The sequence below is a fragment of the Streptococcus sp. Marseille-Q6488 genome (assembly GCF_946902925.1).
Lineage (GTDB): Bacteria > Bacillota > Bacilli > Lactobacillales > Streptococcaceae > Streptococcus.
The window spans coordinates 44,460-67,320 of record NZ_CAMPPZ010000015.1; the positions used below are offsets into that span (position 1 = coordinate 44,460).

The following is a 22,861-nucleotide window of genomic DNA, read 5'->3' on the forward strand; positions in this document are numbered from 1 at the left end:
TAAATCAAAATTTATTTGAAAAATAATTTAATGTACCATGAATAGAAAATTGGTAGATACATAAACCAGACTCCTTTCTTTTTCCTCTTACTTATCTATTCGAAAAAATTTTCGAAAATGTACAACTAAATTAAATTTATTTAAAAAATAACTCAGTCAACCATGGGTAGAACATTGATATAAACATGAACTAGGCTCCTTTCCTTTTCCTCTTACTTATCTATTCGAAAAGGAAGTCAAAAAAATAAGAATATCAGAAAATTTTCCGACATTCTTATTGATAAATTTGTAAGTCTATTAAAACTATTCTACCTTGTAAAAAAATCCCTCGGTACTACCATTGATAAGTTGGTGTCCAAACCATAAGCGGTCTTGTGTAATATCAGACGAGTCAGTATAGCCATTATCTGAAGAAGAGGTGACAGACATGGTTATAGGGATTCCTGCTGGTAAAAAGGCAATAGCTGCACCAGCACCTCCATCTTTAGAAACAGAATTTGCCTTAAGATAGTGGTCAATTTCTTTAGCATGTTCAATTGAAATTTTGGACTTATCACTTACTAAACCATTTTTGTCGAAAGTAAATTCAATACCTGAACGATTCCTCCAAGTTCCTGAGACACTAGAAAAATCTCCATTTTGAATTGCAGAAATATCCATCCCTTTACTTTCTGACGGAAAGGAAGATTCTTCACTTATGAGACTTGTGACAGATTTCCAAGAGAAAGATCTTATGTCAAGGGAAGGTGGTTTTGTGCCCAGTCCCTCTTCTGTATCTGATTCGATAACTAAGTCTAATCGTGTTCCATCCTGATTGAACTTGTATAGTTTAAGTTGGATTTGATTAATAGATACTCGGGTAGATAATTGGAAATAGCCATTTTCTAAAGGATTAAAATGTACTCGCTCTCCAATAAAGTCCAGATTGTTTTCTGCATTGGTCAGTCGAATAACTTCGTCATTTTTAAGAGTTCGAATATCTAATAAATCGTAATAGTTAGAATCCGTTTTAAGGGCAACCAAAAGTTCGTCCGTACCATTTTGGTCTAAATCATACAAGCTGTATTGTAGTCCAGAGTATTCTTTAGGATAAGTATTTTTTAAGTTTGCTTTTGAATTGAGCTCTTTAGGTGAAGCTGATGAATCATCTAATACTTTGGCATATTCTTTAAGGACAGGATTATATAGGGTGTAATCATTTTTCTTCTCTTCTGATGTGGAAGTAGGCGAACTGCTACTAGAAGTAGTTGTTTCAGAACTTTCTGAGGAAGTGTTTTTACTCTGAGGTTGGCAAGCTGTTAAAATGGAGATAGCTAAAATACTGATACTGAATAGAAATAATTTTTTCATATGTTTAATCTTACAATTTGAAATTGTTTTTATACCCACTCACCGTTGTAATTGACACGATAACCGTCAGGTGTAGTTGTATTGATTGCGAGTGCACCAGAGCTATAGGCATAGTACCATTTACCAGATACCTTCATCCAGCCTGTTTTCATAGCCCCTGAGCTATCAAGATAATACCAGCTACCATTATCTTTGAACCAACCAGTCTTCATAGCACCTGAACCGTCGAGATAGTACCACGTGCCGTTGTCTTTTATCCAGCCAGTTTGCATCCAACCTGAACTATCGAAGTGATACCAGATATTATCTAATTTTGCCCACTGATTGTAAGGGTAAGACCCATCAAGTTGCATAAACCACCAACGAGAGCCCGATTGTCGCCAAAAACCCATACCCCTACCAATATCTTGCATTTGAAAAAAGAAACCTGGTTTATTAGTCCCGTTAGACTTACCTTGTTTTGTTTTCTTACTGGTATGAGTTCCGATAGCCTTCAAATCTTTGTCAAAAAGATTCGCCTTGGTCGCAAATGTTTGAATTTGAGAAGAATCGACTTCTGTGTATTGAATGGCTTTTCCATAACCGCCAGCTAATTCTTCAGAGCCACCAGATGCTGTTCCGAAACTTTGTGCAATGGTAATCCAACTATTTTTAGGATTCTCAAAGGCTGCAAGTCCCATATAAGTTAATTCTGGATTGATTAAGGATTCGTAGTGTCCAGTTTGACCAGAGACACTTGCCCCACTACGAGATTTAACATAATCGGCTTTTTCCTCATACCATTGATTAATAGCTGTCATAAATCCGTCATAGTTCCAAGCCAAGTTTTCTGCTAGGGAGAAATTTCCTGAAGACCAGGCACTCCAAATATCTTTATTAGATAAACGTTTATGATGCCTGGTTACAGAAGCTTCTGCTGCCCGAACGAAGGCTGTTTTTTCTAGTTCAGTTGACCATTTGATCGGAACATAGCTAGTAACTAGACCTTCATCTGCTGCCTCTTTTCGAATAGCATTGATACGATCTAAGATAGCCTGTTTATCTGGCGTTAAGAAAGTCCCTTCAATCCCAACTAGAGTAGTACCAGAAGAAGTACTAGTGACCTCAGAGTTTAAGATATTGTAGGATTGACCATTGATTGCTTGAGTGGAAACCAGCCTATCATTAGCAGCTACTGATTGTGATGTAACAATTCCTACCCCAAGAAGTGATAGAGCTGAAATCGTTGCAAGTGTGAACTTTTTAGCTTTGGTGTCCATTTCGTGTCCCCCTATTTTTATTTATTGTAAAATAATCAGTTTGTCCTAAAATCTAGACTTTTTTGGACAAACTTGATAAAATGAAAGTGTAATAATAATTGGTCAAAATGCTGGATTTTAGAACCTTTTTTCTAACGAAAACGCTTCTAAAATAGACTGTATTTTCTGTCCAAAAAATCCTAGGTTTTTTGACAAGAACTATGAATTTTTTATCCAATTATGAAAGGTGCTTTTTGATACTCCTAAGATGTCTGCACCTTCTCGTAAGGTTATTTCTTTTTTCTTATATTGAGCTATCACATCAGGGAAATTATTCGGGACAACCAATTTTGGTCTACCGAATTTCTTCCCTTTTTTCTGTGCTTCCCGTATTCCTTCCATTTGTCTTTGTTTGATTTGTTCTCTTTCAAACTGTGCCACATAAGATAGGACTTGTAAAACGATATCGGAGATTAGTTTTCCTGTGATATTATCATTGCTATTCTTTGTATTTAATAAGGGGAAATCTAAAACAGTTATATTTACTTTCTTTTTCTTAGTAATTGCTTGCCATTGTTCTAAAATTTCATCATAGTTTCTTCCCAACCTATCAATTGATTTAATAACCAATTCATCATTCTCTTTCAAGGTAGCTAATAATTTTTGATATTCCATTCTGTCAAAATCTTTTCCTGAAACGTAATCAATAAAAATATTTTCTTTTGATAATTTGTTTTCTACTAAGGCTGAAAATTGCCTATCAATATTTTGTTCTTTTGTAGATACTCGAACATAACCGTAACGCATAAAAACTCTCCTTTTTACACTTATTGTAAAATATAAAAAAGGGCAAAATGCCCTCAAGGAGTAGTGTATTCAACTTCTAGCAATTATATATTAGTTCAAACTGGTTCATCAAGCCTTAAAAGTATGTAAAAAATCACAAACTAAGACCTTCTTCATTCCTTTTCTTCAACTTTCCTAATTTCTATGCCTATTTTTTATCAAAAATACATGTAAAACTCCAAATGATGCAAATAGACACTTCAACTGTACTTTTCAGCAAAAAAATAGGCAGAACAAGCGTCCTACCTACTAAAAATATGCTATTGAAAGGAAAATGATTTTTTACTGACACCCTAGGCAAGCTTGGAACAAATAAATCATTGATAGTAACATTTGTGACATCCTATTTATTACTACAATTTCCAATGTCCCTGCTATTTCTAAGCCACCTCTGGTATGATCTATTCATAGTCAGAATAGATAACACCGTTCTAAATTACGATTCATAGTTACTCCTTTTTTTGATTCGTTACTACAAGACTCCTATTTACCTGATAAGAGGAGAGATGGTCCTCTTTACATGTGCAAGATAATTTTGAATCAGATTCATCATTTATCGTTCTGATTATTTTTTGACAAATTTTTCTGTTTTCTTCTCCGAAGACTTTAAAAATTTTTTTCTAATTAAATCATCCATATAAGGACCAAATATACCAACTACTAAACCAATAATAAAACTTTTAAAATCCATAATTACCACCAACATGTCGCTGCATATGCCACACCTCCAAGTATAGCTCCTCCCGCAGCACCAGTTGCTGCACCTTGCCATGTTCCTGTTTTAATTCCTAGCTGAAGACCTCGTGCTGCTCCTCCTCCAACACCTGCTTTGGCAAAATCTCCCCAATTGCATCCGCCACCTTCAAGGCAAGCAAGCATCTCAGTATCCATAAGTTCAAATTGTGACATCGTTTTTGTATTTATAACGAATACCTCTTTTTTATTTTTAATATTTGTCTTGTTACAAACTTGATAAGTTTGGTATAGCAGTGTTTATTAAATTGTTTCATCCAAATCTTGAATTACTGAAATAATCATTCCCTGTATTCCTCTTATTTATCTATTCGAAAACGAATTCAAAAATATAATATATGATATTCATTTTAATAAACTATATTAATAAAATGCATTGTAAACATTTCGCCCAAATGATCTACCAGCATTATAGATACCACCGAAAAATCTTCCCGTACTATCAATCACTTTGTGGACATCGATGTTAATATTACCTCTCCATGACACTCGACCACCCTCTACTGTTGCCAAATCTTTTTCTGTAAGACTTGTAAATTTTTCTTCAATTTTTATCATATTCATTATGTCTGTTCCTCTTTATCTATAATTTTTTATTAAAACAAATAATTGTAAATTGTTTCGCCAAACTTCTGCCCCGCCCAATAAACCGGTCCTAAAAGTAATGTCCCTAAAGCATAAATCCCAACTACTCCAACTATGAAAATGAATACTTTTACAGGAATTGACTGCAAACTGTAAAAATTCTCTACCCTAGTAATCCAACTTTCTATTATGCGTTCCATTAGCGCTCATCCTTCCCTGTTAACGTCCACGACGCTTAGCATGTGCTCCTGAAGCACCATCTACCGCACCCAATAAAAATGTTCCTGCAATTGCGACTCCTCCAACTACTACCAGACCAAATAGCAAGCCTCCTTCTACATCGGCCAATTCCTCATGACTCATTACATGAAAATTATTTTCCATATTTTTAATTTGTTCCATCTTATTCTCCTTTTTTGATTCTTAACAATTGAAAAAGGTAGTTATTTGTATTTCCTTTTTCATATATTCTGTTCATTGTTGTAGGTAAGCTTCACTCTCTAAATATTATCTTAGAATCCAAATAATGCACGACGTAAAATGAACCCCACCATTAAACCATGTTGGTAACTTGCCTCACTACCACCCACCAGCAAGGCTAAGTCGCTTTCCTTTAATACTTCAATAGTATACTTATCATTCATTTCATTCATCTCTTATCCTCCTAAAAACCAAAACCTCTACGAAATCCAATGTACCAATCTGCAAGGGTCTTCACCCAATTTTCTCCACCTTGAATATCGGTCAATTCTTCCGAAGTTAGCTCAACAAATCCGTAATAATGTTCTTTCATTATTTTATTCCTTTCTTTTTCTTCTCACTTATCTATTCGAAAAAAATTTCAAAAATGTACAACTAAATTAAATTTTATTTAAAAAATAGCTCAGTGAACCATGGGTAGAACATTGATATAAACATAAACCAGGCTCCTTTCTTTTCCCTCTCACTTATCTATTCGAAAAAAATTTCGAAAATGTACAACTAAATTAAATTTATTTGAAAAATAATTTAATGTACCATGAATAGAAAATTGGTAGATACATGAAGCAAACTCCTTTCTTTTTCCTCTTACTTATCTATTCGAAAAAAAATTTCGAAAATGTACAACTAAATCAAATTTTATTTGAAAAATAATTTAGTAAACCATGAATAGAAAATTGGTAGATACATGAAGCAAACTCCTTTCTTTTTCCTCTTACTTATCTATTCGAAAAAGAAGTCGAAAATGTACAACTAAATTAAATTTTATTTAAAAAATAATTTAATGAACCACGGATACAAGATTGGTAGATACATAAAGCAAACTCCTTCCTTTTCCTCTTACTTATCTATTCGAAAAAGAAGTCAAAAAATAAGAATATCAGAAAATTTTCCGATATTCTTATTGATAAACTCATTCAAATCTAACAGATACTAGACATTAAGATGTTTTTTAAGTGTTCTTCTGGCTGTTCGCGATACGGGGAAGTGCAAGCCTTCTAACAAGGTCACTTCTGTGGCAGTCATCTCTTCAATGGCCTGTAAACTGACTAACGTATTGCGATTGGCATAGACAAAGTAATCTTTTTCAGCCTTGGCAGCAATATCCTTGAGACTGCCATAAATGGTCTTGATAGAATGATTGGCATAATAGACCTTGATACGATGAGATTCCACTGAGGTTTCAAAGGCTAAAATCTCATGGTAGGGCAGAGTAAAGCCCCGTCTTCCCTCAAAACTATAGGTGAAGAGACGCATATTTTCCCTCTTATCTACTGCCAGTACATAGTCCAGACAGCGCTCCAGCTGATGACGGTAATCCTCCTCAGGCTGATCCTTGGAAATAAAATCCAAGGCAGACAAGTGATAGCGAAAAGCTAGAGGCAAGGCCTCCGAGTGCGTGGACACAAAGACAATGCTTGTAAAGGGATCTCGCTCCCGAACCTGTTGAGCAACCTGAAAGCCCCGTTCACGCTCTCCATCAATCTCTAAATCTAATAAATAGAGCTGGTAATGGTCAAAATACTGAGAATACTTTTCAACTTCCCCATAGTTTTTGGCAATATCAATTTCCAATCTCAAATTGCGAGAGCGACCGATATCTAGCAAAGTCTGCTCTATCCGTCCCTGCTGAACTCTATCGTCTTCCAAAACTAAAATTCTCATTCCTCTCCCCCTCGTTTCTCATCCTTAAATGGTAATTCTAAATCTTGTCTAAAAGTCGTCTCTCCTAGCTGGGTATCTAAGTTTAAATCATAATGAAAAACCATATCCTCCAAGGTCGCTAAACCCAGTCCACTGTGGTTTCCCTTGGTAGAGTAACCCTTTTGACTGAGAATGATGGGATTCAGTTCTTCTTTCTTACGAGTGTTTTCAATGATAAAACGGACACTCCTATCACCTGCCAATAAAGCAACCCGAATCTGCGGATTTTCCGCCTCACTGGCTGCCTCTAAGGCATTTGTCGTGAGGATAGAGAGGATACGGATAGCCTCCAACATCGGCAAATCCAGCTCTTCGACAACCCCCACCGTCTCCAAACTAAAATGAATTCCCTGATTATCTGCCACAATCATAGCTTTTGCCAAGGTATTGCGAATGGCTATATCATGGATATTATGAAGATTAAAGGCCGTGTAATCTGCCTTCCTCAGCTTTTCATTTGTCTTTAAAAAGACATCTTGATAAATGGTAGACACCTCAGCCATATCTTGATTCGCTATGGCAGGCTCCATGCTAGCGACAATCCCTGCAAAATCATGACGGAAACCTCGAACCTCATCATAGAGATGACCCAACTTATCCACCATCCCTTGCAAGGAACGATTTTCTTCTTCCTGTCTCTGAATGGTCTGCTCATCACGATAAACCTGCTCTAAGTGTCTGATATAAAAGAGCCAGGAGAAAAAGAGAATGAAAATCAGGAGAGAAATGGTCGTGTCAAAGCGAACGTAAAAAGAACTATTTCTATTGGTCATGAACGAAGAGAATATCCTAAATCCAGTCAGAGGTAGGATAATGAAAAAGCTCTTACGATAGTGGGTTTTAAAAGTATCTGAAAAGAATAAATCCAAATCCAAAGACCAACGCTTCATAATTTTACAACATAGAAAGATTGATAATAAATCAAATATAGATATATATAAAGTAGAAAACGAATCTACGAAACAACAATGCTCACCAGATAATACACGAATCCAAATTGTCAAAAATAAATAACGAATACTTTGAAAGAAGAGAAAAAGATACAGAGAAAGAAAAAGAGATTCCCCTTTTCCCTTGTGCAATACTAATAAAAAAATACAGTAAAAGTAGATAAGAACTCCTATATGAAATAATTCTCCAAATGTTTGACGAGCAGATAAACTAATTAAAAATATAAGTATCCAATAACGTTTTTTATAAAATTCTGGGGAAATTTGAGCGCCCAAATAAATAGTAGGAACTATGGTTGAAACGACTACCAACAGTAGATATATCACAGAAAATAAGAATTCTAAAATAAGCATAAATAAATCTAATCTCTAACTAATACTGTGAATTTAAGCAACGTGTCTACCCGTACCAAATAATTTATTGCACCATTTTACAGTATCTTCAAAAATCCCTCCACCATTCACTTCCTCCAAAACCTCTGGGGTTAACTCTTCAAATTGTTCCAATTCTACAAATGTGTTTTTCATTTCCATGACAGACTCCTTTTCATTATTTTATAGATAACTCTATCCCCTGCTCCATCTACAAAAGGCTTTAGTTTCCTTTTAAAATACAAGAAATCTAAAGCCTCCTGAAAATGGTATATTGGTTAGAGCGTTAACGATTAGTTGTGAAGATGTTATTTTTATTTAACCACAACCACTTTATAATATTCGTTTGAGTGTGGAGATTCAATCTTAATTTTTTCACCATATAAACCATCGATTTCTTTATCCAGATAATCTGAAACTCCTGATGGCAAGCGTTTCATCTTAAGAATTTCACCAGATTGATCCGCATAGGCTAGGATGTGATAGTGGGTTGTAGCCATACCATCATCAATCAATACAAAGTAACCTGTTTTGAGCTTACCTTGCTCATTTTCTAAATAGTATAGTTTATTGTTATTGATTGTAAAGTGGGTAGCTCCAAGACGAAGTCGTGCACCTGGATTTTCTAAATAGACATCATTGCCAACTTTTTTAATCTCTGAATAGGTTGTCATTGCTGGGATATTAACCACACGATGTCCATTTTCATCAAAGTAGTAGCGATTTGGTAAGTTTTGGAAGTTCTGTACAACTGCCTTAGGATCAATTTCTTGTCCTTCTTCTTTATTATCCACTAAAGCTAAGGTAGTATTTGCAACCTCATCTCCATATTTATTAGAAAACTTCTTGAACTCTGGTCTGATATACCAAGCATTTTTTTCAATAATAACATCGTCACCTTTAGCATTTAGCAAATATTCTTGCCCATCTCCAAGTTTGACAATATCATGAATATTGTATCCAGCATCTTTTCTATTTGCTAGATAGCCATCCTTACCAATGACATAACTTTCCCCATCACTGGCTGGAACAGCTCTATCTGCGACCATAGCACCTGATTTTTCAAAGTAAGACCATTTACCATCTATGAACTCCCAACCTGTCATCATAGAACCACTAAAATGAAGATAGTACCATGTAGACCCTTCTTTGTACCAACCTGTACGCATGGCGCCACTACTTGCGAGCGAATACCATGTGTTACCTTCCTTGTACCAGCCAGTACGCATAGCTCCACTATCTGCTAGTGAATACCATGTATCACCGTCTTTGAGCCATCCTGTCTGCATTTTACCAGTGCTGTCGAAGTGATACCATGAGCCAGCATTTTGTACCCATTTATCCTTAGCTAGACTGCCATCTTGAGAAAGATTCCAGTCAGCACCATTTTTAACCCAAGTATCTGCAGCCTGTGCTTGGTTGATAGATAAAAGCAAACCAGCACCTACAAGCAAACCAAGTGTAAGTAGTTTAGATTTTTTCATAGCCATTTCCTCCTTTATTGAATAGCTATAAGAGGGCTTCCCCTCTTTATTTAGCTATATTCTAATACTTTTCATTGTCAAAGTCAATAATATTGTGAAAAATTAGACAATATTACCAATATCTACGAATTGTATTTTGAGTAATACCGTATTGATTCATATAAGAAACATATTGACCTGGATATGGAGCATGAACTACCTTTCCACCACCAACATAAATACCTACGTGGTCATTTGTCTCTTCACTATTATACAAAATCAAATCTCCAGCTTGTTGAGAACCATTACTTACATAACTTCCTCCTGTTGCTTGACCATAGGTTACTCTAGGAATACTAATATCAAACTTAGCATGAATAGCCATCGTAAATCCTGAACAATCTACGCCACTATTCAAATCTGCCCCACCCCAAACATATGGAATTCTTCCTACAAATGTCTCTGCGTATTCACCAAGAGCTTGCCCACGATTTTCTACCCATACACCACTGTCTCTAAAGAAGTATGGTGTACCATTCACACGTTGATAACCAGTTACCATAGCACCACTAGCAGATAAGTAGTAATAATTACCATCAGGTTGAATCCAAGTATTTTCTTTCATCCATCCTTGGTCATCAAAATAGTACCACTTGCCATCTAATTGTTCCCAATTTTTAGCATACCCACCTGAACCGTATTTAAACCACCATTTACCATTGGTTTGCATCCATGTTCCTTTCGGATCACGATATTGATTGAAAGCTTTCTTCTCTTGATTTCCCTCTGCTTGGGTTTCTTTATCTTCAAAACCAATCAATTTTACTTGATCAGCTTCTTCAGCTTTTATCTTGCCTTGATTAACTAATTGAGCAATCGCTTCTTTCTCACTTGCTGATGGGGAATCAGCATAGGCTACCGTAGTATTTGCTAGGAGAACGCCTCCTGCAAGAACTAACAAACTAGAATAAAGATATTTTTTCATCATAAAAATCCTTTCTTTTTCTCCTTTTTGGAGATTGATTTTTTCTGACTTTATTATATCCCTTATTTCTCCTCAGATTTCTACTGTCCCTAGAAAGACTAAATCTGTTCCTAAACGGTCACTTATACTCAATGAAAATCAAAGAGCAAACTAGGAAGCTAGCCGCAGGTTGCTCAAAACACTGTTTTGAGGTGGCAGATAGAGCTGACGTGGTTTGAAGAGATTTTCGAATAGTATTAAGCCAAATAAAAAATTCCAAAGCAAATGCCTTGGAACTCCGATTGCTATTTTCCTTGAATGATTTTAACCACATCTCCTACACTTTGGAGTTGGTCAATTTCCTCATCGCTGATTTCGATATTAAATTCATCTTCCAGCGTCAAGATAAACTCCATCAAGTCAACTGAGTCAGCATCCAAGTCGTCTTTCAGACTCAAGGATTCTGTCACGACAAAGCCCTCTCCCTGTCGCTCTTGGATAATGGTCACAATACGGTCAAAAATTTCTTTTTCTGTCATCTCTTTTATTCTCCTGAAAATTCACGCGCAGTCTGGGCAACTACGTCTGTTTCTAGCATGGTACGAATCTGGCGGATTGTACTATAAACAGCCTTGGCATCGCTTGAGCCATGAGTCTTGACAACAGGTGCCTTGACACCAAACAAGACTGCTCCACCAACATCTGAGTAGTTGAGCTGTTTTTTCAAACCTCTGAGGCTGTCCTTGAGAAGGAGGGCGCCTAGTTTCGCTCGAAGACCACCACCTGTAATAGCGGTCTTGAGCAAGCCCATGATTCCCATGGCTGTCCCTTCAATAGACTTGAGCACAGCGTTTCCCGTGAAACCATCTGCCACGACAACATCCGCAACTCCATTCATCAAATCACGTGCTTCTACGTTTCCGATAAAGTTCAAACTTTCATCAGCCGCCAGTAATTCATAAGTTTCCTTACGAAGCGGATCGCCCTTACTACTCTCTGTTCCGTTATTGAGCAAGCCAACACGTGGTTGCGCAATTCCACGGACATTTTTAGCATAGAAAGAACCTAGAACCGCGTATTGATGGAGGTGCTGGGCTGTATTTTCCGCATTGGCACCGAGGTCCAGCATGTCAAAACCTTTTCCATCTACAGTTGGCAAGGTCGACATAAGTCCAGGACGGTCAATGTTCTTGATACGACCCACGATGAAGAATCCTGCAGCCAACAAGGCACCTGTATTCCCAGCTGAAAGGACAGCGTCTGCTTCACCCTCTTTGACAGCCTTGGCCGCCAATACCATACTGGCATTTTTCTTCTTCCGAATAGCTCTCGTAGGTTCATCGTCTGAATCAATCTTCTCATCCGTATGGATAATGCTGACGCGCTCTGTTGCTGTTAGATATTGCTTGATTTTAGCTTCATCTCCGTAGAGTTGAACCTCGATATCTGAAAAGTCAGCTAGGGCTTGATTTACACCCTCAACGATGGCTTGGGGTGCGTAATCGCCTCCCATGGCATCTACTGCGATTTTTTTCATTTGTTTTCCTCTTTTAGTAATTGTCCCCAGTCTGCTAGGGAATCAATAAATTTCTTTGATTTTAGGTGAATCCCAACGTACTCTTCGTAGAGCTGATCCATAAATTGGCGTAGCTCTTGCTTGATTTCAGGCTTGAGCGAAATGGTCTCCAAGGTTTCAAAATCAATGGCTTGAAATTGATTGAGCAGATAAGGGATATTGGGATTGAGATGGCAACGTCTCTCATCTTCATGATAATGCTCTGGACAGAGACAGGCTCCATATTTGAAAGAAAAGTCAAAAGCCTGACCAACCCGATGACAGAAGACACACTCATTAAAATTGAGGCTGATCCCAAATCGAGTCAAGATTTGGATTTCAAAAATATTGGTCAAAACCTGATAATCCAAACCTGCTTCCATCAACTCCAAAGTCTTTTGTAAAAAAGCAAACAAGGGAGCATCCTGCTGATTGTCCTGCAAACTAGCATCTGCAAGAGCCGCCACATAGGTCGCATAAGCCATGACAAAGAGGTCGCTATTAATCTTGGGAAAAGTCATCACCTCATGATAGTCCTCAATGTAACTGAGCCCATCATCATTGATTCGCAAGAGAAATCGTGCCAGCACCAAGGGCTGAATAACAGGGGCCAGCTTAGACTGACCTGCGTGTTTGACAAAAAACATCCGCTTACCAGCCTGCTCTGTAAAAATCTTGACCAGCTTGTCATCCTCACGAAAATTGCGATTGTAGAGCACCAAGCCTTGACTCGTGATAGACTGAATCATGCTTCTCTCATGTACTCCTCAAGTCGTTTCATGGCTTCTTTGATAGTCTCCATGCTGGCTGCATAAGACAGACGCACATAGCCTTCTCCGTAACGCCCAAAGGCAGCTCCAGGGATAAAGGCAACGGCCTGCTTCTGAGCAAAATCCTTCAGAAAAGCAAAGGAATCTTGATTGTAGCCCGCTGGAATCTTAGCAAAGATATAGAAGGCACCGTCTGGTTTGATAATCTCAAAACCAAGAGCAGTCATTTTCTCGATAATATAGTCCCGACGCTGGATGTATTCCTTCTTCATAGGTTCCGCATCATTTTTACCAGCCGTCAAGGCTGCCACCGCAGCATGTTGAGCCATGGTATTTGCAGCAGTGACCAAGTACTGGTGACTCTTAATCAACTGAGCTGTGAAGGCTGCAGGAGCGAAAATCAGTCCCAAACGCCAACCGGTCATGGCATGTGATTTAGATAGACCATTGATAATAATAGCCTGATCTCTCAACATGGTTCCCAGAGACACATGGGCTTCGCCTGTGTAGGTTAATTCTGAGTAAACCTCATCACAGACAACAAAAATTTCGTACTTGCGTAAAACAGCTGCCAAGGCCTCCAACTGCTCCCGACTATAGGTAATTCCTGTCGGATTTGCTGGATAGTTGAGAATAACCGCCTTGAGCTTGTCACCCTGCTCCAAAATGGCCTTCTCTAATATCTCAGGAGTCAAGACAAAACCATTTTCAGTCGTGTCAATCTCGACAATCTCTGCCCCAACTAGATTGACAATTGGTTCATAACCCGGATAAGCAGGAGCTGGCAAGAGCACCTTGTCTCCCTCTTCCAAAATAGCTGTCAAAGTAGCAGATAATGCCTCTGTCGCCCCAATTGTAACCAAGATTTCATTTTCAGGAGCATAGTCCAGTTGGTACTTTTCCTTAACAAAGTCACTGGCTGCCTGACGTAGAGTCAGCAGACCACTCATCCCTGTATAGTAGGATTGGTTCTGATCAATCGCTCGCTTGGCCGCCTCCTTAACATGATCTGGTGTTGTAAAATCAGGTTCCCCCAAAGTCAAACGCAAGACCCCAGGAATCTCCGAAATAGCTTGGTCAAACTGACGAATCAACGAAACTTGAATCTTATCTAACTGTTTATTAAAGCGCTTAGTTAAGTCCATAGATACCTCCTACTGTAAAAACGTATCTCTATTATACTACAAAAGCCCCCCGACCGCAAAAATACATTAGAGAATAACGCTAGCATGACAAATTGAAGTATGTTAAAATGGATTTGTCGCAACTCCACTAACGAACTTAGTTTGGAGGTGAGTTTTTGCTAATCTTCGTTACAGTTATTCTAGCACCATTACTGATTACTATTACCGGTAATGTCATTTCTGAGTGGATAGTCAGAAAGTGGTTAGATAAGCGCGACAAAAAAATATAACCTGAGTTTAGTTTTAATGTAACTGGACAAAAAGAAATACCAGAGGTGGAGCTCTGGTATTTTTGTTTTTGCCAAGACTTCGTTACAGTTCTTGTAGGATTATTATTACATAATTAGCACTACTTGTCAAATAATTGTTAGCTCCACTTTCTATTTGACTTTTCCTGTTTTTATGTCTACAATGGTAAAAGATTTTATTTGGAGGTTTTTATGTCATTTCTATCAAAAAATGGAGCAGGTATCTTGGCCTGCCTTCTCATTTCTATCGTATCTTGGTACTTAGGAGGATTCTTCCCTGTCATTGGCGCGCCCGTTTTTGCCATTTTCATGGGAATGCTCCTACATCCCTTTCTCTCGTCTTATACACAACTGGATGCGGGATTGACCTTTAGTTCCAAGAAATTGCTCCAGTATGCCGTTGTCTTGCTTGGTTTTGGTCTCAATATCTCGCAGGTCTTCGCAGTTGGCCAATCTTCACTCCCTGTCATCCTGTCCACTATCTCAATAGCTCTGATTATTGCCTACTTCTTCCAGCGCTTCTTTGCACTGGATACAAAACTGGCTACCTTGGTTGGAGTAGGTTCTTCAATCTGTGGTGGCTCTGCCATTGCAGCGACAGCGCCCGTTATTGATGCTAAGGAAAAGGAAGTAGCCCAATCCATTTCCGTTATCTTTTTCTTCAATGTCTTGGCTGCGCTCATCTTTCCAACCCTCGGCACCTGGCTTCATCTATCCAATGAAGGCTTCGCCCTCTTTGCAGGGACTGCGGTCAACGACACTTCCTCTGTAACGGCTGCCGCCAGCGCTTGGGACAGCCTTTACCAAAGCAATACCCTCGAGTCTGCAACCATTGTTAAACTCACACGTACTTTGGCCATTATCCCTATCACGCTCTTTCTATCCTACTGGCAAAGTCGCCAACAAGAAAACAAGCAAAGCCTACAACTGAAAAAAGTCTTCCCACTTTTTATCCTTTACTTTATCCTTGCCTCTCTCCTCACTACACTACTCACCTCTCTAGGTGTGTCTAGTAGTTTCTTTACCCCTCTCAAAGAACTCTCTAAATTCCTTATTGTCATGGCCATGAGTGCTATCGGGCTCAAAACCAATCTGGTAGCTATGGTCAAATCCAGCGGAAAATCCATTGTTCTCGGAGCCATCTGCTGGATTGCCATCATCCTCACTAGTCTTGGTGTGCAGACCCTTATCGGCATTTTCTAACACTCTTCGAAAATCTCTTCAAACCACGTCAACGTCGCCTTGCTGTAGGTATGGTTACTGACTTCGTCAGTTCTATCCACAACCTCAAAACAGTGTTTTGAGCTGACTTCGTCAGTTCTATCTACAACCCCAAAACTGTGTTTTGAGCAGCCTGCGGCTAGTTTGCTCTTTGATTTTCATTGAGTATAACACAAAAGGTAGCCCATCAGCTACCTTTTTCTTATGCTTCCTTAATCAAGCGAGTATGTTCTCTTTTGATGCAGCGATTCATCACGATGTCATCGCATCCACCAGCACGCAAGATCTCTTCCGCTTCTAGATTTTCAAGTCCTAGCTGTGCCCAAAAAATCTTGGCATCAGCTTTGAGAAAATCACGCGCCACATCAGGCAAAAACTCACTGCGACGGTAAACATTGACAATATCTACAGGAAAAGGAATCTCAGCAAGGCTAGCATAAGCCTTTTCACCCAATATTTCGCCACCTGCCGCCTTGGGATTGACTGGGATAATTTTATAACCCCGAGCCTGCATTTCCTTGGTCACTCGATTGCTGGTTGTTTCCTCACGGTCTGACAAACCCACAACAGCAAGGGTTTTACTCGTTGCGAGATACTGACGAATCACGCCATCACTTGGATTGATAAATTCTTGACTCATAAAAATCCTCCTCTTTCATCAGTATAGCACAATTTGAAAAGGCTTGCAGAATTCTACTACAAAAAGGAGGACTAGCCCCCTTTTTATTTAGCCTCGTACCAGGTTGCCCCTTCATTCTCATCTGCGATGAGGGGAACACTGAGTTGAATGGCTTCTTCCATGGTTTGTTTGACCAATTTTTTCATCTCTACCAATTCAGATTTAGGAACTTCAAGGACGATTTCATCGTGCACTTGCAGAAGCATCTTAGTCTGATAACCACCCTCAACTAGAGCCTTGTCTAGCTGAATCATGGCAATCTTGAGAATATCTGCTGCTGAACCCTGGATAGGTGAGTTGATAGCTGTCCGCTCCGCAAAACCACGAATGTTGAAGTTACGCGAATTGATATCTGGCAACTCACGACGACGCTTGAAAAGGGTCTCCACATAGCCCTTATCACGCGCCTCACGCACCACTTCATCCATGTAATTTTTAATACCTGGGAAGCGTTCAAAGTAGGTATCAATATAGGCTTTGGCTTCCTTACGGCTAATGCCTAAATTATTAGACAAACCAAAATCTGAAATCCCGTAAACCACTCCAAAGTTGACAGCCTTGGCATTGCGACGGTCGTTTGCAGTCACATCCTCAGGACGCTCAATGCCAAAGACCCGCATGGCTGTCGAAGTATGGATATCTGCCCCTTCTTGGAAAGCCTTAATCAAGTGTTCATCCTTGGAAATATGCGCCAAAACGCGCAATTCAATCTGTGAATAGTCCGAACTGAGCAGTACACTATCCTCCCACTCAGGCACAAAAGCCTTACGAATGAGACGGCCTTGTTCCAAACGCACAGGAATATTTTGTAAGTTTGGATCCACACTAGACAGACGCCCAGTCTGGGTCAAATCCTGCACATAGCGAGTATGAATCTTACCATCAGCCAAAATCCAGTCCTGCAAGCCAATCACATAAGTAGACTGAATCTTAGCAATCTGACGGTAGTCGAGGATTTTCTTAACAATTGGCGCAATAGGAGCCAAGCGTTCCAAGACATCCACCGCAGTCGAATAACCTGTCTTGGTTTTCTTAGTGTATTCTAGAGGAAGTCCCAATTTTTCAAAGAGAAGTACACCCAATTGCTTAGGAGAGTTGATATTAAACTCCTCACCAGCCAGTTCGTAAATCTCCTGAGTGAGTTTTTCAATAACAAGCTCATTTTCAACCTGCATCTCAAGCAAGGTCTCTTTTTTAACCTTAATCCCAGCAATTTCCATCTTAGCAAGGACAAAAGCCAGAGGTTGCTCCATATCATAAAGAAGCCCTAATTGCCCATTTTCGCTGAGTTTTTCAAGTAAAACAGGCTCTGTTTCGACCAAAACGGCAAGTTTACGTGCCAAGTGTTCCAAGAATTTCTCACGTTCAGGAATGGCCTTCTTGACTCCCTTACCATAGAAAGTCTCATCATCAACCAAATAAGTCTGACCATAAAGACTAGCAATAGTCGCAATTTCATTGTCCTCCACAGTCGAAAGGAGGTATTTAGCCAAACGACTATCAAAAGCAGGTGCCTGCAAATCCACACCAAAACGATTCAAGAGAACTTTGGCCTTTTTAAAATCATAAACTCTCAGAGGTGTTTTTTCTAAGAAGTCCTTGAAAATCGGCTCTTGCAAAAGTTCAAGTTTATCTGTAGCATAGAGCTTATCGCCACAAGACCAGGCAAAACCAACCAAATCATCCGTATGGTAATTCTCACCAAAAAGCTCAAAATGGAAGATAGACTCTTCACTCAGCATATCTTGACTGACTTGGTCAACAATAGTAAAATTCAAACTCTCAGCCACATCAGCTGATGACACATTTAAAGCCTGCTTGAGCTGTTTGAAACCCATTTCATCGTAGAATTTCCCAAGATTTTCCACATCTGGACCACTATAGACCAAATCCTCCAAACCAATCTCAATCGGTGCCTTGGTATCAATGGTCGCTAGTGTTTTAGACAAAAAAGCCTGTTCCTTATCATTGATGAGATTGTCCTTCATCTTAGAAGCCTTCATCCCATCAATATTTTCATAAATTCCCTCAAGCGAACCATGCTCCAGCAAGAGCTTGATACCCGTCTTTTCACCGATTTTGGTCACCCCAGGGATATTATCCGACTTATCTCCCATAAGCGCCTTGAGATCGATAAACTGCGTCGGTGTAATGCCCATCTTTTCCATGAGATAATCTGGCGTAAAGGCCTCAAACTCAGCCACACCTTTCTTGGAAATCTCAACCACCGTATGCTCATCCGTCAGCTGAATCAAGTCCTTGTCCCCACTGACAATGGTAATATCAAAACCATCCTGCTCTGCTAGTTTATCCAGTGTCCCAATGATGTCATCCGCCTCATACTGAGCCAACTCATAGTGACGAATCCCCATATGATCCAGCAACTCACGAATAAAAGGAAATTGCTCACGAAACTCATCAGGAGTCTTAGCCCGACCACCCTTATAGTCCGCATACATCTCTGTCCGGAAGGTCGTCTTTCCCGCATCAAAGGCTACTAAAATATGACTAGGTTCAACTCGCTCCAACAAATGACTCAACATCAACTGGAAACCATAAATCGCATTGGTATGCAAACCAGCCGCATTCTTAAAACGGTCCAACTGCTGATAGAGCGCAAAAAACGCCCGAAAAGCAACAGAAGACCCATCAATCAATAATAATTTTTTCTTATCCATACACCCATTATAAAGGAAAGCACCAAAAAATACCATTGGAAAGAGCCATACCCAATATTTTTCATACTTTTTCCGAATAAATAGATAGAAGCAGTGAATCTAGTGAGCCTAGATTTAAAACTATGGTATAATAAAAGGAGGAAATAGATGATTCTCAGACATCCGGGCATTAGCCCAACCAATGACTTGGTTGCTAAAAAAATCTTTAGCAATCCAGAAATCACTTGTCAATTTATTCGCGATATGCTGGATTTACCAGCCAAAAATGTAACGATTTTGGAGGGAAGCAACATTCATGTCTTGCCTTCCCTACCGTACTCAGCCCAGGATTTCTATACCAGTATAGATGTTTTAGCTGAACTAGATAATGGCACTCAAGTTATCATCGAAATTCAGGTGCATCATCAGAATTTTTTCATCAATCGCCTGTGGGCTTATCTGTGCAGTCAGGTCAATCAAAATCTAGAAAAAATTCGCCAACGTGAAGGTGACACCCACCAGAGTTACAAGCATATCGCTCCTGTTTACGCTATTGCAATTGTGGACAGCAACTACTTCCAAGATGACTTGGCTTTTCACAGCTTTAGTATGCGCGAGGACACGACAGGTGAGGTCTTAACTATCACAACTAATGGACAAGAAAACCATCTAGTCAAGATGGCGTTCTTAGAACTAAAAAAATATAGAGAAACCAGCAAAGACGAGGTTCGCAAGCCATGGTTGGAGTTTTTCGGGAATAAACCCTTTACCCAAGAACCTGAGCGAGCTATCAGCCAAGCAGACCAACTGCTGGACTACAAGAGCTGGTCCGAGGAGGACAGGAAGATGTTTAGTCAACTACGTATGCGTGAAGAACAGGCATTATTAGCACACGACTATGCCTTGGAACAAGCGGAGGAAAAAGGCTTAGAGCGTGGGCTAGCAGAAGGTATTGAACAGGGACTAGAGCGAGGAAAAATTGAAGGACAAATTTTTACCTTTCTTGATTTAGTTCACCAACATGTTTTAAGCTCTGAATTTGCCAGCCATCAGCTGGGTATGACTGTCTCTGAGTTTGAAGAATTATTGAAAGATCATCATAAATAAGAATTAAAAAAATACAGAGAAACCAGCAAGGACGAGGTTCGCAAGCCATGGTTGGAGTTTTTCGGCAACAAACCCTTTACTCAACAACCCGAGCGAGCCATTAGCCAGGCAGACCAACTGCTGGACTACAAGAGCTGGTCCGAGGAGGACAGGAAAATGTTTAGTCAACTACGTATGCGTGAAGAACAGGCATTGTTAGCGCAGGACTATGCCTTGGAGCAAGCTGAGGAAAAGGGATTAGAGCGTGGGAAAGTTGAAGGAAGGGAAGAAGGGAAACTTTTTGCCTTCTTAGACATGGTTCGCCAAGGTCTCCTGACTTCCGAGGTTGCCAGCCAGCAGTTGGGCATGACCGTCGCTGAGTTTGAAGCATTGTTATAAGATTATACAATCACTAATAACATAAAAGCGAACAGGACTAAAATATCGTCTTGTTCACTTTTTATTTTCTATAGTAGATTGAAATAAGATATGAACAAATTGATTAGGAAAGTCAAATTAATTTCTAGAAATATTTTAGAATCCGTAGCGTACTATTCTAAATTCAATCCACTATACTATCCAACAAAGTCCTCACTCGATTATATACCACAAAAAAACAGGAGATTTCTCTCCTGTCATGATTCAACTATCTAAAATTAAACCCATTCACCGTTTCCGTTTACAGTGTAACCATTTACAGTAGTATTTACTGCAAGGGCACCTGAACCGTCAACATAGTACCATTTGTCTGAAACTTTAAACCATTGACTTACTTTCATAGCCCCTGATGCTTCAAGATAGTACCATGTATCACCATCTTTAAGCCAACCTGTTACCATTGCACCATTTGCATTTAGATAGTACCATGTACCATTATCTTTAAGCCAACCTGTTGCCATTGCTCCGTTTGCATTTAGATAGTACCATGTACCATTATCTTTAAGCCAACCTGTTGCCATCGCGCCATTGCTGTTTAGATAGTACCATGAACCATTATTTTGTAACCAGCCTGTCGCCATTGAACCATTTGCATTTAGATAATACCATGTGCCATTATCTTTAAGCCAACCTGTTGCCATTGAACCATCAGTATTGTAGAAATACCACACACCGTTTTCTTGCTTCCAACCTGTTTTTGGAGAAGCTGGTTTAGCTGGTTCTACTACAGAATATGAGTTGTATGATGGAACATATGAAGGGACATATGTAGGATTAGCTGGTCTTGCAGGAACAGAAGGTTTGACTGGAGTTTCAGCTGGTTTTTCTGCCGGTTTCTCCGCTGGTTTTTCTTTAGCTTTATCTTCTTCTGCTGCTTTCTTATTTAATTCATCGATAAATTTTTCAGCTTGTTTTGCAGTTAAGCCTTTTTTGAAGCCTTCTACAATTTGTTTTCTTGTTTCATCTGATGCTGCTTTTAATGCTGCAATTGTATCAGATTTTGCTTTTGCTTCTTCTGGACTATTCGTTTCAGCTTTTTCTAACTCTGCAATTGCTGCTTTTAATGCTGCATCATAATTAGCTAAGAATTCTTTTTGCGCTGCTTCTTCTTTAGCTGCCGCTTCTTTAGCTTCTTCTGCTGCTTTCTTATTTAATTCATCGATAAATTTTTCTGCTTGTTTTGCAGTTAATCCTTTTTTGAAGCCTTCTACAATTTGTTTTCTTGTTTCATCTGATGCTACTTTTAATGCGGCAATTGTATCAGCTTTTGCTTTTGCTTCTTCTGGACTATTAGTTTCTGCTTTTTCTAATTCTGCGATTGCTGCTTTCAATGCTGCATCATAGTTCGCTAAAAATTCTTCTTGAGCTGCTTTTTCTTTTACTGCAGCCTCTTTATCTTCTTCTGCTGCTTTCTTATTTAATTCATCGATAAATTTTTCAGCTTGTTTTGCAGTTAAGCCTTGTTTGAAGCCTTCTACAATTTGTTTTCTTGTTTCATCTGATGCTGCTTTTAATGCTGTAATTGTTTCCTTCTTTTGTTTTTCTAACTCTGGATCATTTTTTGTGTCAGCTTTTTCTAATTCTGCAACTGCTTTTTCTAACGCTTTATCATAATTCTCTAAGAATTCATCTTGTGCTGCTTTTTCTTCAGCTTTTGCTTTTGCTTCTTCTGCTAACTTTTTATTTTCATCATCGATTGCTTTTTCAGCTTCTTCTGCAGTTAAGCCTTGTTTGAAACCTTCTTCGATTTTAGCTCTTGTTTTCTCTGCTTCTGCTTTTAATTTTGCAATCGTATCTTGAATTTGTTCTTTTATTTCAGGATTATTTTTTGCAGATTCTTCTAATTTTGCAATCGTATCCTTTAATGCTTTGTTAAAATTAGCTAAAAATGCTACTTGTGCGTCTTCCTCTTCCTTAGCTTCTTTTTCCTCTGCAATTTCCTCTTCTTTAGCAATTCCTTCTACTTCTTTTTCAGCTTCTTCTACAGTTAAACCTGCTTCGAAGCGTTTTTCATAGTCAGCCTTCTGGGCTTTAGTTCGTTTTTCAAATTCATCAATAAATCCTTGAATTTGTTTTTGTAATTCTGGATCTTCTTTTGCATTGTCTAAATATTCTTTTAATTCTTTAACTGTAGCTTCTACAGCTTTATCAAAATTAGCTAAAAATTCTTTTTGTGCTGATTCTTTATTTTCAGCTGGTTGACTACTAGCTACAGGTTGACCTTCCGCTTTTACAACCGACGGTTGAGATACAACAAATGCTGATCCTAAAACAGCAACACTAGCCAAGCTAGCAGTTAGAAATTTTTTCTTATCCAT

The 22,861-nt window shown here is 38.9% G+C and carries 23 protein-coding genes and 1 pseudogene; 3 read left to right on the forward strand and 21 right to left on the reverse strand.

Features of this window, described 5'->3' with window-relative positions; genetic code table 11:
• Positions 1–303 precede the first annotated feature (303 nt).
• The 18 genes from OVN23_RS07740 to OVN23_RS07830 form a co-directional block, all read right to left on the reverse strand.
• The gene (locus OVN23_RS07740; RefSeq protein ID WP_050261356.1) at positions 304–1,350 is read right to left on the reverse strand and encodes a DUF6287 domain-containing protein; all 1,047 of its coding nucleotides are present in this window, start codon (positions 1,348–1,350) and stop codon (positions 304–306) included.
• 29 nt (positions 1,351–1,379) lie between these two features.
• Entirely contained in the window at positions 1,380–2,609 is a 1,230-nt protein-coding gene (locus OVN23_RS10345; RefSeq protein ID WP_173219500.1) for a CAP domain-containing protein, read from the reverse strand.
• A 198-nt stretch (positions 2,610–2,807) separates the two neighbouring features.
• Positions 2,808–3,395, reverse strand: a complete 588-nt coding sequence (locus OVN23_RS07755) for a recombinase family protein (RefSeq protein ID WP_173219497.1) — start codon at positions 3,393–3,395, stop codon at positions 2,808–2,810.
• A gap of 604 nt (positions 3,396–3,999) precedes the next feature.
• Positions 4,000–4,125, reverse strand: a complete 126-nt coding sequence (locus OVN23_RS07760) for a PncF family bacteriocin immunity protein (RefSeq protein ID WP_007284823.1) — start codon at positions 4,123–4,125, stop codon at positions 4,000–4,002.
• Positions 4,126–4,127: 2 nt separating this feature from the next.
• Positions 4,128–4,358, reverse strand: coding sequence for a bacteriocin-like peptide BlpU (gene blpU, locus OVN23_RS07765; protein ID WP_173219511.1), 231 nt, complete (start codon positions 4,356–4,358; stop codon positions 4,128–4,130).
• Between the two features lie 192 nt (positions 4,359–4,550).
• The gene (locus OVN23_RS07770; protein WP_001055966.1) at positions 4,551–4,751 is read right to left on the reverse strand and encodes an SPPN_00645 family bacteriocin-like peptide; all 201 of its coding nucleotides are present in this window, start codon (positions 4,749–4,751) and stop codon (positions 4,551–4,553) included.
• Between the two features lie 240 nt (positions 4,752–4,991).
• On the reverse strand, positions 4,992–5,174 hold the full coding sequence (locus OVN23_RS07775) for a class IIb bacteriocin, lactobin A/cerein 7B family (protein WP_000435077.1): 183 nt from the start codon (positions 5,172–5,174) through the stop codon (positions 4,992–4,994).
• A gap of 110 nt (positions 5,175–5,284) precedes the next feature.
• Positions 5,285–5,425, reverse strand: a complete 141-nt coding sequence (locus tag OVN23_RS07780) for a hypothetical protein (protein WP_001004581.1) — start codon at positions 5,423–5,425, stop codon at positions 5,285–5,287.
• Between the two features lie 11 nt (positions 5,426–5,436).
• Positions 5,437–5,565, reverse strand: a complete 129-nt coding sequence (locus OVN23_RS07785; protein WP_000658223.1) for a smi_0059.1 family bacteriocin-like peptide — start codon at positions 5,563–5,565, stop codon at positions 5,437–5,439.
• Positions 5,566–6,185: 620 nt separating this feature from the next.
• A complete protein-coding gene (locus tag OVN23_RS07790) occupies positions 6,186–6,917 on the reverse strand; it encodes a response regulator transcription factor (protein WP_020900480.1) in 732 nt (243 codons plus the stop codon).
• Positions 6,914–7,846: a GHKL domain-containing protein gene (locus OVN23_RS07795; protein ID WP_240149753.1), complete on the reverse strand. Its 933-nt coding sequence runs from the start codon at positions 7,844–7,846 to the stop codon at positions 6,914–6,916. Before OVN23_RS07795 ends, OVN23_RS07790 begins: the two co-directional genes overlap by 4 nt.
• Before the next feature lie 447 nt (positions 7,847–8,293).
• Positions 8,294–8,440 (reverse strand): smi_0057.1 family bacteriocin-like peptide, encoded by a 147-nt coding sequence (locus OVN23_RS07800; protein WP_000425304.1) that lies wholly within the window; start codon positions 8,438–8,440, stop codon positions 8,294–8,296.
• 152 nt (positions 8,441–8,592) lie between these two features.
• Complete coding sequence (locus tag OVN23_RS07805; protein WP_173219491.1) at positions 8,593–9,762, reverse strand: N-acetylmuramoyl-L-alanine amidase family protein; 1,170 nt, start codon at positions 9,760–9,762, stop codon at positions 8,593–8,595.
• 112 nt (positions 9,763–9,874) lie between these two features.
• Positions 9,875–10,726 (reverse strand): C40 family peptidase, encoded by an 852-nt coding sequence (locus OVN23_RS07810; protein WP_240147171.1) that lies wholly within the window; start codon positions 10,724–10,726, stop codon positions 9,875–9,877.
• 284 nt (positions 10,727–11,010) lie between these two features.
• Complete coding sequence (locus OVN23_RS07815) at positions 11,011–11,244, reverse strand: acyl carrier protein (protein WP_173219484.1); 234 nt, start codon at positions 11,242–11,244, stop codon at positions 11,011–11,013.
• Positions 11,245–11,249: 5 nt separating this feature from the next.
• Entirely contained in the window at positions 11,250–12,242 is a 993-nt protein-coding gene (plsX, locus tag OVN23_RS07820; RefSeq protein ID WP_023932889.1) for a phosphate acyltransferase PlsX, read from the reverse strand.
• Entirely contained in the window at positions 12,239–13,009 is a 771-nt protein-coding gene (recO, locus tag OVN23_RS07825; protein WP_125451626.1) for a DNA repair protein RecO, read from the reverse strand. The genes plsX and recO overlap by 4 nt, the downstream gene beginning before the upstream one ends.
• Positions 13,006–14,175 carry a pyridoxal phosphate-dependent aminotransferase gene (locus tag OVN23_RS07830; protein ID WP_173249625.1) on the reverse strand — a complete coding sequence of 390 codons (1,170 nt, stop codon included), beginning with the start codon at positions 14,173–14,175 and terminating at the stop codon, positions 13,006–13,008. The genes recO and OVN23_RS07830 overlap by 4 nt, the downstream gene beginning before the upstream one ends.
• 479 nt (positions 14,176–14,654) lie before the next feature.
• Here OVN23_RS07830 and OVN23_RS07835 point away from each other — a divergent pair, with 479 nt between their 5' ends.
• A complete protein-coding gene (locus OVN23_RS07835) occupies positions 14,655–15,665 on the forward strand; it encodes a YeiH family protein (protein WP_173219481.1) in 1,011 nt (336 codons plus the stop codon).
• Between the two features lie 220 nt (positions 15,666–15,885).
• Here the strand turns inward: OVN23_RS07835 and OVN23_RS07840 are convergent, their stop codons facing one another.
• Positions 15,886–16,323 (reverse strand): CoA-binding protein, encoded by a 438-nt coding sequence (locus OVN23_RS07840; protein WP_050971606.1) that lies wholly within the window; start codon positions 16,321–16,323, stop codon positions 15,886–15,888.
• An 83-nt stretch (positions 16,324–16,406) separates the two neighbouring features.
• Entirely contained in the window at positions 16,407–19,040 is a 2,634-nt protein-coding gene (polA, locus tag OVN23_RS07845; RefSeq protein ID WP_267240927.1) for a DNA polymerase I, read from the reverse strand.
• A 147-nt stretch (positions 19,041–19,187) separates the two neighbouring features.
• Between polA and OVN23_RS07850 the strand changes: the two genes are divergently transcribed.
• Positions 19,188–20,126 (forward strand): Rpn family recombination-promoting nuclease/putative transposase, encoded by a 939-nt coding sequence (locus tag OVN23_RS07850; protein WP_267240928.1) that lies wholly within the window; start codon positions 19,188–19,190, stop codon positions 20,124–20,126.
• Positions 20,127–20,504, forward strand: a pseudogene (locus tag OVN23_RS07855) (hypothetical protein); the annotation flags it as partial.
• Positions 20,505–20,761: 257 nt separating this feature from the next.
• Here the strand turns inward: OVN23_RS07855 and OVN23_RS10350 are convergent.
• A complete protein-coding gene (locus OVN23_RS10350) occupies positions 20,762–22,861 on the reverse strand; it encodes a hypothetical protein (protein WP_319946288.1) in 2,100 nt (699 codons plus the stop codon).

What these genes read in the sequence shown, in the direction of transcription:
- OVN23_RS07840 (WP_050971606.1), bottom strand. Translation starts at nt 16,323, where the DNA reads ATGAGTCAAGAATTTATCAATCCAAGTGATGGCGTGATTCGTCAGTAT.
- OVN23_RS07805 (WP_173219491.1), bottom strand. Translation starts at nt 9,762, where the DNA reads ATGAAAAAATCTAAACTACTTACACTTGGTTTGCTTGTAGGTGCTGGT.
- OVN23_RS07740 (WP_050261356.1), bottom strand. Translation starts at nt 1,350, where the DNA reads ATGAAAAAATTATTTCTATTCAGTATCAGTATTTTAGCTATCTCCATT.
- OVN23_RS07780 (WP_001004581.1), bottom strand. Translation starts at nt 5,425, where the DNA reads ATGAATGAAATGAATGATAAGTATACTATTGAAGTATTAAAGGAAAGC.
- OVN23_RS07755 (WP_173219497.1), bottom strand. Translation starts at nt 3,395, where the DNA reads ATGCGTTACGGTTATGTTCGAGTATCTACAAAAGAACAAAATATTGAT.
- OVN23_RS07790 (WP_020900480.1), bottom strand. Translation starts at nt 6,917, where the DNA reads ATGAGAATTTTAGTTTTGGAAGACGATAGAGTTCAGCAGGGACGGATA.
- OVN23_RS07785 (WP_000658223.1), bottom strand. Translation starts at nt 5,565, where the DNA reads ATGAAAGAACATTATTACGGATTTGTTGAGCTAACTTCGGAAGAATTG.
- plsX (WP_023932889.1), bottom strand. Translation starts at nt 12,242, where the DNA reads ATGAAAAAAATCGCAGTAGATGCCATGGGAGGCGATTACGCACCCCAA.
- OVN23_RS07850 (WP_267240928.1), top strand. Translation starts at nt 19,188, where the DNA reads ATGATTCTCAGACATCCGGGCATTAGCCCAACCAATGACTTGGTTGCT.
- OVN23_RS07800 (WP_000425304.1), bottom strand. Translation starts at nt 8,440, where the DNA reads ATGGAAATGAAAAACACATTTGTAGAATTGGAACAATTTGAAGAGTTA.
- OVN23_RS07815 (WP_173219484.1), bottom strand. Translation starts at nt 11,244, where the DNA reads ATGACAGAAAAAGAAATTTTTGACCGTATTGTGACCATTATCCAAGAG.
- OVN23_RS07770 (WP_001055966.1), bottom strand. Translation starts at nt 4,751, where the DNA reads ATGAATATGATAAAAATTGAAGAAAAATTTACAAGTCTTACAGAAAAA.
- OVN23_RS07775 (WP_000435077.1), bottom strand. Translation starts at nt 5,174, where the DNA reads ATGGAACAAATTAAAAATATGGAAAATAATTTTCATGTAATGAGTCAT.
- polA (WP_267240927.1), bottom strand. Translation starts at nt 19,040, where the DNA reads ATGGATAAGAAAAAATTATTATTGATTGATGGGTCTTCTGTTGCTTTT.
- OVN23_RS07810 (WP_240147171.1), bottom strand. Translation starts at nt 10,726, where the DNA reads ATGAAAAAATATCTTTATTCTAGTTTGTTAGTTCTTGCAGGAGGCGTT.
- OVN23_RS07830 (WP_173249625.1), bottom strand. Translation starts at nt 14,175, where the DNA reads ATGGACTTAACTAAGCGCTTTAATAAACAGTTAGATAAGATTCAAGTT.
- OVN23_RS07835 (WP_173219481.1), top strand. Translation starts at nt 14,655, where the DNA reads ATGTCATTTCTATCAAAAAATGGAGCAGGTATCTTGGCCTGCCTTCTC.
- OVN23_RS07795 (WP_240149753.1), bottom strand. Translation starts at nt 7,846, where the DNA reads ATGAAGCGTTGGTCTTTGGATTTGGATTTATTCTTTTCAGATACTTTT.
- OVN23_RS10345 (WP_173219500.1), bottom strand. Translation starts at nt 2,609, where the DNA reads ATGGACACCAAAGCTAAAAAGTTCACACTTGCAACGATTTCAGCTCTA.
- OVN23_RS10350 (WP_319946288.1), bottom strand. Translation starts at nt 22,861, where the DNA reads ATGGATAAGAAAAAATTTCTAACTGCTAGCTTGGCTAGTGTTGCTGTT.
- OVN23_RS07760 (WP_007284823.1), bottom strand. Translation starts at nt 4,125, where the DNA reads ATGGATTTTAAAAGTTTTATTATTGGTTTAGTAGTTGGTATATTTGGT.
- recO (WP_125451626.1), bottom strand. Translation starts at nt 13,009, where the DNA reads ATGATTCAGTCTATCACGAGTCAAGGCTTGGTGCTCTACAATCGCAAT.